Here is a 10783-nt window from a genome sequence, read left to right as displayed (position 1 = left end):
CTACTTCTGACTCAAGTCTTGGCTTATCCACCAGTGGGGCTGTAGTTTCATTGTGTATAGATGCAGGTGTTGAAGATTCGCCATCAGTGGTCAATTCAGCAATAAACGCATCTAAAGCTTGGGCAATGCGGTCTTTTGACTCAGTACGTTTTGACACACGCCACTGTTGCACAATGCGCGAGCGTATTGCCTGATAATCAGTTACAGATACTTTGTTATGTAACTTGTCTTTTATCTGTAACTGGCTCTGTAACTCTTGCCTAACAACTGACAATTCCGCCGTTAGGCTATCAACTTTCCCAAAGCTTGTGCTAACAATTCCGACTTTCTCTGTAACTCATTCTGTAAAGAGACCACTTCTGCTGTTAATTTCTCCATATCCTCTGACTTGGTTACAGATTTTCTCTGTGTAACTTTCTTTTTAGGAGTAGGATTGCTCAGTTGGTAGGCGATTTCGTCTAACTTGGTTATAGATAAATCTTCACCTCGCCCTATGTAGCATTTTCTGAGAACACCGCCAACTTTTCTGTAACCGTACCAGTAACTAGCTTGTCCTTTGCTTCCTTTCTCTTGACGAGCAGTGTAAGGTGGTTCATTGTTATTGGGAACATAGCGAAAAGATTGTGCAGTCTCCAACCACTTCTGCCACTTCTGCCACTGCTTATTGATTTCAATAATGTTCGTGCTGTTATGAGGTGAAAGTAACCCCTCTCCTACTACTGACAGTTTACTCATCCTAGTTACCGATAATTTATCTGTAACTACTGTATCTTTAACTTAAATCTTTTGTAGCGATTGCCCTTCCATCCTGCCTTATAGCGATATCACAGTTTCAGCAGATTGCCCTGGCGCGTGACGAGGGCGAAGATGTAAGGTGATTTGCGTCTAGACTGCCGTGTAGACGCTGGCGGAGAGAAAAATGATATCGGTTTTGATAGCAACGATTGATCTACCAGGGGTACAGAAGCGAGTATAGACAACTCAGATAAGCCCCAACATGAACGAATACTATTGGTGCAGATCATACCTCTAAGTGGTCACTGTGCTGCAAGCATAAGCTATTTTTATCAGCCAACGAAAGAATAAGGGTTGTAGCGGTCGGACTTTCGGGCTGATTGATAAGCCTGGGTTAAGGGTGAGTCATCGCTCACGAGAGAATAGGCTTTTCGGTTGCTTACATTGTGTTTCTACTCGAAGACAATGTAGGCTAGACCCTATGAAAATAAATCGTTTCGGTAGGGCAGAAATCCTTACCCCCGACCAAATCAATCTCCTATTTAATGAGGGCTTTGTCAACCTACGCGATCGCGCTCTATTTGGCGTGTGCCTTTATGCTGCTTGCCGCATTAACGAAGCTTGCACGTTGGCAGTAAATGATGTGTTTGGCAGCAATGGTGTTAGGGGGGTGTTGGTGCTGCGTAGCGTTAACACCAAGGGCAAGCGGGACACCAGGGAAATTCGAGTGCATCCGAAGCTCAAGCAGTATTTAGAAGAGTACAACCCTAACCGCCGCAAAGAGTTCTTGTTTCCTGGTCGGCATGGACTTTTACATATCCATAAGGTCAGCGCTGACAAAATCCTCAGAGATACCTGTGTGCGGCTGGGCATTGAGGGCGTAAGTACCCACAGCTTTCGGAGGACTGCGTTAACCAGGATGAGCGATGCCGGGATACCGTTGCGCCACATTCAAGAAATATCGGGACATCGGACTTTGGCAGCTTTGGAGCGTTATCTGGGGGTAACTGAGAAGCAGAAGCAGAACGCTATCTCTGCTTTGGATTTTTGAACTACTAGAGAGAAATGTCACTGCGTGGTGAGGCATTGAAGGATGCGCCTGTGTTTGTCAGTGCTACGTGGATGCCTAAGCCAGGGAGGTGACTTCCTGGCTTAGGCATCCACGTAGCAGGATAACTCCTGTGAACGTTTACATTTATTTTGTGTAAAAAGGTAAGACATTTGTCTCTAAACCATCAACAAATAAACTTAACCATACTATCCCTTGAGTTTCTAATTTTGATAACTTAAATGTAATTTGATCTTCACTCCAGTCCTTACCTTGCTCAATTGAGTGAATTGGTGTGTGATTGATAGCAACTAGGCAAGTGTGCTTCTTCTTTTGAGGATCTCCTTTAAGATTTTGACCATAAATTGTAATCATTGGTTCAAAATCATCACTTGATGGAACTAGCCTATGAATACGAGGGCTATAATACTGCTCACCTCCTTCAAGGTGCATTGCAACTAGCCCCATTGTCACTTTCATCGTATTTTCTATACGATCAATTGTCTGCGTGACTCCTTCATCAGTTAAAGTTCCTTCAGAAACATACTGGCTTTGAATATAAGTACCATTCAGATTCAAACCCCAAATAAAACTAGTAAAGGCAGTTTGTCCCTGTACAAGATTAGCCATAGCTTTCTCAATACGCTCTAATGGCTTAGTGAAAAAATGAAGCGCAATTGCGCTAGCACCTCCAGCAGCACTCAATACTCCTGTAAAACGTTTGTAGTTATCATTACCGCTAATAATTAGTATTAGACCTACTGTCAAAAAAGTTACACCAACTCCAACAATTAAGCTATTCAATATTTGGTGAATTCGCAGTGTTATCTTTGCTTCTTCTATTGCGCCTTTTAACATCTGGGCAGCTTCTTCACTGCGAGTTTTGGAGGGTTCCAAATAGTATTGAGCTAGAAGATTTTGGCGTTCTTTGCGCTTTCGCTCTTCTCCGACTACTGCTTGTGCTAAAGCATCAACCGCGAATGGCCCACCAACATTACCCAATATGCGTGCTATATTTTCACGGATGTCATCATTTTCTTCGTTAGGTAAGTGTCGTCCTAGTACTATTACACCATGTTTTAGTAATTCTTGTTTATTATATTCTAATTCTTTCTTTTCTTGATTTTCACCGGAATCTTCTAATTTTTCTTGAGAAAAAAATCTTTCATCACTCATTTCAGCTACTTGCTGAACAATTTTTTGACAAACACTAAGTTTTAGCTTGTCTACTTCCTCTTTCTCAAGAAGGGTGATTAGATGTTTCACCATTCTGTTTTTTGAAATCTTTTTATCATTCAAGTTTTTAATTTCATTAGACCAATTTAACGATCTATTTTTTACTTGCTCAATCCAATCATCAATTTTTTCATCCGATATATCATCATTTGTTTTTTCTTTACCTTTAAAATTTACCTCATGAAAATTTTGAATAACACTATTATTATTAAAAATTTTATTTAGAATTTTATCCCTTAATTCTTCTTCAGGCTGCCATTCTTGATTAAACTGCTTAAACTTATTTATTAGAGGTAATATAGCATAAGCATTAGGACGCATTAAGTCTGCTGCTTTTTGCACTGCGAGTTGTGACAAAGGTTTTCTATCCAATAAAATCCATTTAATCCATTCCTCAACTAAAACTGATATATTTTCTTTTGTTTCTTTCTCTTGTTTAGGATTTGTAGTCTTTTTTATGACAGCAACTAATTTATCAAAATCAGCTAGTGTTTTATCTTTTATATTTAATAATTCACGAAGTATTTCCTTTTCTCGCTTACTTTCAATTTCTTCCTGCTGACCTAATGCTTTTAAAAGTTCAGCAGTTTTTTCTCTTAAATTTTCTTCTAATTCTAATTTATAATTATTATTATTATTTTCTGCTATTTTTCTTATATCTTCATGAAACTTAGCAGGAATATCCTCTATTTTTTCCCTAATCCATTTGCTAGCTTCTAGAGATACGCTCCTGTTGCTACCATATATTTTTGTCTCTGTTTGTATATCCTTAAATGCATTGAGAACAAGCCAGCAAATTTTTTCTTTATCTTCTTCATTAGCTGAATTCCATTGATCGTTTAATCCATCTCTTAATTTTTCATCTTCATCTCTCCTTAAAATAAAGCAATATCTTTTTACTTCTGGTATTTTAGTATCTTTAATAAGTTTTTCAACTATCTCATGCTTCTTACTTGATTCCATTAATCCGTAAATAGTTTCAAAAGCTTGCCAGTCACACGTATGAATCTTGTCTTTTGTTTGATCCGAAAAAATATTGATAAAAGCCCAAAATTCTTCAATTAAATTTTTGTTTAATTCAAAAGAATTTGGAAAATGTTCATTTAAGTCTTTTATAAAATTAGAATTAAGTATAAACGATTCTTTATTTTTATCGCTTTTTTTTAAAAGATTAATATATTCATCAAATATTTTTTTTATGTCAATTTCAATTCCTAATGATTTAATTGCATTGATAGCACTTATTTGAATAGGATTACTAATAAAATCACTAGAAGAATTTTTAGCATTCGTAGTAGGATCGGACAGAACAATAAACAAATTTTTAAAAAATGGTTTAAAAACTGATTCATTCTTTAAAATTAGTCCGCATTTTAGTATTTCTTGAATTAATGTTATTTTAAGAACATCATCTCTTTCTTCAAGTTTGTCCTTTTCAAGCAACTCTGAAAGCTCATAGCGTCTCCAATTATCTGTATGAGTATTAAGCCATTCTTCTACAATTTCCAGTTTGTTTACCTCAAAATTATTACTTTTGTACTGCCAATCTTTAAAGCATAGAAGAGCGGTTAATTGAGTAGCCAGCTTTGACTTGTCGTTTTTATAGATATGGATAATTGTGTAAAGAATATCTTTAAGAATCTTAATATCTTCTTTAGTCTCTAAGAAAATGTTGCGTAATGCTGATGCTGAAAACTCTTGTTGCACTGCTAACCCCAGTTTTCCAAGTTGCTGCGCGCTCTTTTGGCGAATTTTCAAATCTTCATTTTCTAAATTCCTGATCAGAAATAAAACAAGTTCTTCTTTAAGCTTTTGATCTTCACTAATATTGAACAGTGCTTCCAAAGCACTGTCTCTAACATCATCATCATCTTCTTTTAAGATAAGCTCTTTTAGCTTTGAAACAGCACTTTGAGCTACTAACCCCAGTTTTCCAAGTTGCTGCGCGCTCTTTTGGCGAATTTTCCATTCTTCATCTGCTAAGTTATTGATCAGAAATGGAACAGTTTGAGCTACTAACCCCAGTTTTCCAAGTTGCTGCGCGCTCTTTTGGCGAATTTTCCATTCTCCATCTGCTAAGTTATTGATCAGAAATGGAACAAGTTCTTCTTTAAGCTTTTGATCTTCACTAATATTGAACAGTGCTTCCAAAGCACTGTCTCTAACATCATCATCATCATCTTTTAAGATAAGCTCTTTTAGCTTTGAAACAGCACTTTGAGCTACTAACCCCAGTTTTCCAAGTTGCTGCGCGCTCTTTTGGCGAATTTTCCATCCTCCATCTGCTAAGTTATTGATCAGAAATGGAACAAGTTCTTCTTTAAGCTTTTGATCTTCACTAATATTGGATAGTGCTTCCAAAGCACTGTCTCTAACATCATCATCATCATCATCTAAGATAAGCTCTTTTAGCTTTGAAACAGCAGTTTGAGCTACTAACCCCAGTTTTCCAAGTTGCTGTGCGCTCTTTTGGCGAATTTTCCATTCTTTATCACTTAGATTAAGTTTGAGATTATTAATAAGATTTGAGTTTGAACTTTTAAAATAATTTTGAAAATATTCATGATCATGTTTACGAATTACTACTAAGATACTAGAGCAAAAATAATCATTACTCATATTACCCATCGTATTTTTAAAACTATCAATAATTCCTTTCTTAATGCTATTTTCACTCAGTTTTCCAAGTTTTTCCAAAAAATCAGGGGCTATTTCATTCTTATCATTATTATTCATTAAATATTCTTGAAAAATACTAATAAAATTATCATCTGTTAGATAATCTTCACGAATAGTAACAATTGCTTTTAAGATGCTTCTCTGAACATCCTTATCATGCTCATTAAAGTATCTCTTGTATAACTCAATCAACGTATTATCTTTGATTTCATTTTTCAATTCTTCTTTCGACCCAAGTATCTCAAATTCCTGCGCTGCCCTTTGACGAATTAACCAGTTCTCATTCTTGAGGAATTTTATTAAATAAATAATTAAACTTGGGATCTCTGTCCTCCCCTGGTTAAGTTTAATAATTGTTTCTAAAGCATTTTGAGCGATTATGCTTATATTTGATTTAACTAATTCTTCTAGTTTTGAAAGAGCCTTATTTTTTAGTTCGCCTAATTTCCCATTGCCAAGTTCATTTATAACCCTTAATTTGTAATTGTAATTCCATTTTTCTTCCGATTCGCTTTGGTCTAGGAGCATCAAATAATTTTCTGATATATTACTAGAATCAATTGTATCGTTCAAGCTTTTAACAATAGCATCTTGTTCTTCTAAATTTGCTCCCATTGCTGTTTGCTTTTGTATAGAATTAAGTGCTTTAAATGCACAATGCCGCATTTCGGCATTCTTACTCTTCAAAAGTTTGCCAAGTAGAGAAATGGCAGTACTTAAGGGATCTTTATTTTCAATCTCTGCAACAGCTTCCAATGCAGTACATTGGACATCACATTCTTTTACTTCTGCTAAGGCTTGATACTGCAATATAAAGATAGCTTCCTTAGCTTTTGAGCCTAGCTTCTTTAGCTCATTTGCTGCTTTTTGACGAACTTGCGAAACACTGTTATTAGTTAACCATTGAATGAGTTGTTGGAGGAGGGCAGTTTCGTCTTCCTGAATTACTACAATTGCTTCTAAGGCACTAATACGGACAGCCGTTGTACCATAAATATAATTAGAAACTTCAAATTTATCTACTATATCTTGTAGAGGCTTAAGTGCATCCTTCATGTCTGTTTGTTTTCCCTGCATTTTAAGCTCCTTTGCAATTTCTTCAATCAGCCTCCAATTTAAATATTTATTAGACTTATTATTATCTAAACTCTCGTTCAATTGATTGATTAAATTATTGATATCTTTTGCTTGCGGCATTCTTTTTTACTCAACCAAAAAGGCTACTAATTTGTTTCTAATTTATTTATAAATTATACATCTAAATTAAATTATATATTTAATAAGAGTACAATTCTGGCTTCAACTTTAGGGTATACCAGCCGAAAACCTGATATTTATTGACGAAGCAGGAGTCCATCTATTTTTAAGTAAGACACTCGGGCATCTCTAAAAAAGGTAAAAGAGAGCATGGTTCACGACCTCAAAAACGTTGCCAAAATGTCTCTATAATTGGTGCAATCACTCTTAAAGGTGTGATTAGTCAATATAACTTTTTAGGTGCAACTGATGGATTCACATTTGAAGCTTATATCTCTCAAAAATTAGTTTCAAGACTTTGGTAAGGTTCTTATGTAAGCATCGGCAATTGTTTAATCCATAAAGGTGCAGACATTGAAAATATAATTGAGTCCACTGGAGCTAAGTTGATTTATTTACCACCATATTCTCCTGATTTTTCCCCTATTGAAAATTTTTGGTCAAAAATTAAAAATCTATTACGTTCTATTGGTGCTAGGAGTTGTCCAGATTTAGCAAAGGCGATATATACATCTGCTAATTTATGAGAGTTAAATGTCGATGGAAACAAAATGAATACGGACAAAAGAAATAAGTAGGTACGAAAAACTTATGTAATGTTCATATACTCACAGAAAATATCTTTACATGAAAGATGATTAAAATTTTACATAGATGGCAAAAATCTATCTTTTGGTAGATGCCATAATTTTTTATTATTAATGATCAAATTACATAGTTACAAGAAAATCAAAACAAATTCCGCACTTCTGTAGTAAATTTATTGACAGCATTCTGATCCTGGACTCCCACTCCATTTCCTCTGCCTCTCCTAATCCAGCGCTCCTATATAGTCATACCTATGCTAGTCAATTTGAGTGTGGGACTTGCTTACCTGTCCTAGATATAGCTAAGCCAGTGTTGGCGAATTCAGAAACGCCTATGCTTGGTTAGTTAATTCAGCAATGAAACGATTAAAAGCTTTAAGCTAGTGTGGTAAAACTCACTAGAGAAGACGACTCTCTAGATTAGCTAAGTAAGCCTTTGGGTCGCGGCGAAATCGATACTGTTCAATTCTGGCTTTGTGGTGTTTTTGCAATTGAGAACGTAAATCGAGCCAAGTAACGATATCAACTTGTGCTAAATCAGATGCGGTAAAAGAATGAAGTTTAGTAGCGATGGCACAGGCAAGTTTGACAGAGCCACGAATAACGAGGGATGAGGGGGCAACTTTACGACCAGTACAACGACGTTGATGATGACGGAGCATACCAAAAGCGTGTTCTAAGTCGTTATTAGTTCTGGGAAAATCTTCAATTTCGTAACAATGAAAAAGTCCAGACCAGTAGCTATGGGTGGTTTTTATAAAGTTATCGATTGCAGTGTTCAGGGTACCAGCTTTCTGCTTTTGTTGGGACATTTGAGTTAACAGTTGCTGATAACTTTGTTTGACACCAGCAGCATCAAGACCTATTTTATTATTGAGAATATCACTAGCTTTATCAACCCACTGATATGCAACCCTCACAGGTGAAAATAAAGATGCAGTCGCAGATAATCCTTTAGCTATCAAGTGTTTTAGGTTGATTAAAGGTGGTGGTAAAGCACTTTTTTTTCCATCCGCTCTAAGCTTTGCTCTATCAATGTCAAATTTTCTTGTAACTTTAATCCTGATGCCTCTAATGGTGGATGACCATCATTAGTTATAGAACTACGTACTGCCGAGCAATAATCTTCGATAATAGTTGCCATTTCCTGAGTTTCATTGGTAACACTACGTTCAATGTCTCGTAATCCTCTAACTTTTTTCTTTAATTCCTTTTTTGCATGTCTATCCGCCTCATATATGGGTTTAATTGCTTCCTTCAGGTAATGGTAATGACATAAACCGTGAGCAATTCTAGGTAATGCTAACCTAACAGCTTTGCGAATTGATTGTTGCCCATCACTAACAACTCCATCAATTGGTACATCCAAAGTATTAGTTACTTCTAATAATAACGCCACTAAATCTTCATTTCTTGATGATAATAAGGTTTTAGCTAGTAAGATTTCTCCTGATAAGCAATCTCGAATTACCCATAATACCTCATGTCCAATTTCTGGCTGCATCCCATCAATGGCTAATATCACCCGTCCTTGATTAGCCACTATTGTTTTTAACCTTTTATGGTCTTTTAGCCATAAAGAAAGTAACTCGTCATATCTGTCAATTAGGTGCGTGACCGTTCGTTGACTGATACATATACCCTTTAATTCAAGGTGAGTGTGTATTTGTGGAACACTTCTATGTTCTTGATAGCGTAATGCTCCTATATAAGCAATTACATCCAAACCAAATTCGTTCTGTGGTAGAGCTAGGGAACCTTCTTGCTCTGGTCGATATGCTTTTTTATACCGCATACATGACTTATTTTGACATCGCCGAATTTTTAGCTGTAGTTCTACTACCCCATTTAACGTTCTTATATGTCGAGGATTATTGTATTCATTCCACATTGCTTGACCGCACAATGGGCATTTTTTTTGAACACAATCAAGTACTTCAAACGATGTTGCCTCTGGTTTTAAACTTTTTCTTGCCAAGTTTTTGCGCCATTATTTCGCTACAAGGTCAAGATTACAGGATTTCCGCGCGCTCTAGTAAGTTTTGCCACGCTAGAATATTACATTAGAAGAAGCCGATGAATCGCTTTACTGGATGGAACTGATTGTCAAAGCGAAATTAGTGGACTCTAACAAGCTTAAGAACTTGATGCAAGAAGCCAATGAAATTGTATCAATGCTGGTGTCCTCTCTGAAAACCCTGCGGTCAAAACCGAAAGATTCTCGCATTTATAACCCCAATTAATATGACTTCTACAATCTCCGAAAACAATCTAAAATCTGCAATCTGCAATCTTCAATGAAAATAAACCGCTTCGGCAGGGCAGAAATCCTTACCCCTGATCAAATCAATCTCCTATTTAACGAGGGCTTTGTCAACCCACGCGATCGCGCTTTATTTGGCGTGTGCCTTTATGCTGCTTGCCGAATCAACGAAGCTTGCACGTTGGCGGTAAATGACGTGTTTGGCAGCAATGGTGTGAGAGGGGTGTTGGTGTTACGGAGTGTCAACACCAAGGGGAAGCGGGACACTAGGGAAATTCGAGTGCATCCAAAGCTCAAGCAGTATTTAGAAGAGTACAACCCCAATCGCCGCAAGGAGTTCTTGTTTCCTGGTCGGCATGGGTTGGGGCATATCCACAAGGTGAGTGCTGACAAAATCCTCAGAGATACCTGTGTGCGGCTGGGCATTGAGGGGGTGAGTACGCACAGCTTCCGCAGGACGGCGTTAACCAGAATGAGCGATGCCGGGATACCGTTACGCCACATACAGGAGATATCGGGGCATCGGACTTTGGCAGCTTTGGAGCGTTATTTGGGTGTAACGGAGAAGCAGAAGCAGAACGCTATCTCTGCTTTGGATTTTTGAATATCCCTGTGTGATTTGAACGATAATTTAGCCAAACGGTCACGAAATACTTCACTCTGTATGTCACTTAAAGGAAAAGATGGCCGGAATTAAAGGATAAAGTGGCCGCCCTTAAAACCTGGAATACTTATTTTTGCGTTACCTATTTTCGCCATACTTTACAAGCGATCACATTCAATTGTTTCAAATACGCTTCTGTCATAGATTCTGTTCTACTGAAGTCATATTCGTATAAAAACTTTTCTTTCTCTCTAAATCCAAGGGATGTGTGACTTGAATGAAAAAATGAGCTTTTAGCTCACATTATGCTTCACGAAGCAGATATCCATTTTATACTTCGCAAAAATAGTGAAAGTAGAAAATTTATTTTTCCA

At 36.9% G+C, this 10783-nt stretch carries 7 protein-coding genes and 1 pseudogene; 4 read left to right on the top strand and 4 right to left on the bottom strand.

Features of this window, described 5'->3' with window-relative positions:
- Both H6G14_RS31655 and H6G14_RS31650 read right to left on the bottom strand, forming a co-directional pair.
- Nucleotides 1-274: hypothetical protein (locus H6G14_RS31655; protein WP_190572768.1), on the bottom strand; the 274-nt coding region annotated here is incomplete at its 3' end.
- 8 nt (nt 275-282) lie between these two features.
- The gene (locus H6G14_RS31650; RefSeq protein ID WP_190572766.1) at nt 283-735 is read right to left on the bottom strand and encodes a hypothetical protein; all 453 of its coding nucleotides are present in this window, start codon (nt 733-735) and stop codon (nt 283-285) included.
- A gap of 481 nt (nt 736-1216) precedes the next feature.
- Here H6G14_RS31650 and H6G14_RS31645 point away from each other — a divergent pair, with 481 nt between their 5' ends.
- Entirely contained in the window at nt 1217-1786 is a 570-nt protein-coding gene (locus H6G14_RS31645) for a tyrosine-type recombinase/integrase (RefSeq protein ID WP_190572764.1), read from the top strand.
- 144 nt (nt 1787-1930) lie between these two features.
- Here H6G14_RS31645 and H6G14_RS31640 read toward each other — a convergent pair whose 3' ends face one another.
- Complete coding sequence (locus H6G14_RS31640; protein WP_190572763.1) at nt 1931-6895, bottom strand: HEAT repeat domain-containing protein; 4965 nt, start codon at nt 6893-6895, stop codon at nt 1931-1933.
- A gap of 185 nt (nt 6896-7080) precedes the next feature.
- Between H6G14_RS31640 and H6G14_RS34290 the strand changes: the two are divergent.
- Nucleotides 7081-7482 (top strand): annotated as a pseudogene (locus H6G14_RS34290) (IS630 family transposase).
- Nucleotides 7483-7940: 458 nt separating this feature from the next.
- Here H6G14_RS34290 and H6G14_RS31630 read toward each other — a convergent pair.
- Nucleotides 7941-9433, bottom strand: a protein-coding gene (locus H6G14_RS31630) for an ISNCY family transposase (RefSeq protein WP_242054242.1) whose coding sequence is annotated in 2 segments (ribosomal slippage) — nt 7941-8542 and nt 8542-9433 — 1494 coding nt in all. Because the reading frame shifts where the segments join, the coding sequence is not laid out codon by codon here.
- A gap of 166 nt (nt 9434-9599) precedes the next feature.
- Between H6G14_RS31630 and H6G14_RS34495 the strand changes: the two genes are divergently transcribed.
- Both H6G14_RS34495 and H6G14_RS31620 read left to right on the top strand, forming a co-directional pair.
- Nucleotides 9600-9785 carry a four helix bundle protein gene (locus tag H6G14_RS34495; protein ID WP_422394123.1) on the top strand — a complete coding sequence of 62 codons (186 nt, stop codon included), beginning with the start codon at nt 9600-9602 and terminating at the stop codon, nt 9783-9785.
- A 54-nt stretch (nt 9786-9839) separates the two neighbouring features.
- Nucleotides 9840-10409 (top strand): tyrosine-type recombinase/integrase, encoded by a 570-nt coding sequence (locus H6G14_RS31620; protein WP_190572759.1) that lies wholly within the window; start codon nt 9840-9842, stop codon nt 10407-10409.
- The last annotated feature ends 374 nt before the right edge of the window (nt 10410-10783 follow it).

Source organism: Nostoc parmelioides FACHB-3921 (assembly GCF_014696625.1).
Taxonomy (GTDB): domain Bacteria; phylum Cyanobacteriota; class Cyanobacteriia; order Cyanobacteriales; family Nostocaceae; genus Trichormus; species Trichormus parmelioides.
This window is presented reverse-complemented; position numbering and strand designations above follow the sequence as displayed.

Excerpts from the sequence above, each read along its gene's own strand:
- H6G14_RS31620 (WP_190572759.1), top strand. The coding sequence starts at position 9,840 with ATGAAAATAAACCGCTTCGGCAGGGCAGAAATCCTTACCCCTGATCAA.
- H6G14_RS31640 (WP_190572763.1), bottom strand. The coding sequence starts at position 6,895 with ATGCCGCAAGCAAAAGATATCAATAATTTAATCAATCAATTGAACGAG.
- H6G14_RS31645 (WP_190572764.1), top strand. The coding sequence starts at position 1,217 with ATGAAAATAAATCGTTTCGGTAGGGCAGAAATCCTTACCCCCGACCAA.
- H6G14_RS31650 (WP_190572766.1), bottom strand. The coding sequence starts at position 735 with ATGAGTAAACTGTCAGTAGTAGGAGAGGGGTTACTTTCACCTCATAAC.